The organism is Mesorhizobium sp. M2A.F.Ca.ET.037.01.1.1, from assembly GCF_003998075.1.
Classification (GTDB): domain Bacteria; phylum Pseudomonadota; class Alphaproteobacteria; order Rhizobiales; family Rhizobiaceae; genus Mesorhizobium.
In genome coordinates, this window is sequence record NZ_RZSA01001445.1 from 1 (window position 1) to 1132 (window position 1132).

The window sequence follows — 1132 nt, forward strand, 5'->3', positions numbered from 1 at the left end:
GTGCGGACATGCGAGATGTCCTTGCCGTCAAGCACGATACGCCCCGAAGCCGGCGTGACCAGCCCGGTCAGCGCGTTGATGGTCGAGCTCTTGCCGGCGCCGTTGGGTCCGAGCAGGGCGACCAGCTCGCCCTGCCCGACTTCCAACGACAGCTCGCGCACCGCCATGACGGCGCCATAGCGCACGACAAGCTTCTCGACCTTTAGCACGTCCTCCCGCCCCGCTTAGTTCAGTGCCGGAACGAAGGTCGGCGGCGTGTCGGTGATCAGCACCCGCTTGCCGTCGGCAAAGCCCATCACCGGAACGGCCTTCACCGGATAGCCCTTCTTCTCGGCAAAGGAGATCGTCGGCGCTGTGGTGCCCGGATAACCGCCGGGAGCGCGGATCGCTTCGCGCAAGGCGGCGGGGTCGACGGTGCCGGCCTTCTTCGCCGCTTCATAGCTGATCTGCACCATGTCGGCGCCGAGCGCGTCGAAGATGCCGTTGATCTTGTAGCCATCGGCCTTGCACTGGGCGAGGAATTTGTCGATCGGGCCGTCGACGCCGGTCGCGCCATGGGTCGCGAACATCACCTTTTCCAGCGACTTCGGATCGCCGACGGTGCCTTCCAGCGACTTGTCGTCGAAAGCGTCGCAGCCGGCCACCCAGCCATCATAGCCGTTGGCGCGCAATTGCCGGATCAGGATGCCGACATCGGGCAGCACGGCGCAGATATGGATGGCGTCCGGCTTCTGCGGCAGCGCCTTGATCGAGGCGATCTGCGGCGACCAGTCGGTGGTGCCGTAGGAATAGTTGAACTTGCCGACCACCTTGCCGCCGAGATGCTCGAACACCTCGCCGAACCACTCCGGCAGCTTCTCCGAGTAGGAACCGGCATCGGGCGACACCATCAGCGCCACGGTCCGCGCGCCCTTGCCGTAAAGCGCGTTGGCGGTGGCTGAGGCGTTGATCGGATCGGGCACCGCCCCGGCGATGAAATTGTCGAGCCCGGCCTGCTGCATTTCGAGCTGCGTGTTCGGCGCCGAGAACACGGTGGCGCCATAGGGCTGAGCGGTCTGCGCCATCGGGATCAGCGCATCCGGGAACGGCACGCCGGTGATGACCTGCGCGCCGGCATCGAGGAATTTCTGGC

2 protein-coding genes are annotated in these 1132 nt (G+C 65.8%); both read right to left on the reverse strand.

Annotation, left to right across the window (positions count from 1 at the left end):
- Window positions 1-209 (reverse strand): ATP-binding cassette domain-containing protein (locus EOA27_RS37475; protein WP_127258840.1); only part of this gene is annotated, 209 nt, incomplete at its 3' end.
- Window positions 210-224: 15 nt separating this feature from the next.
- A partial coding sequence (locus EOA27_RS37480) for an ABC transporter substrate-binding protein (RefSeq protein WP_127258842.1) occupies window positions 225-1132 on the reverse strand: 908 nt, incomplete at its 5' end.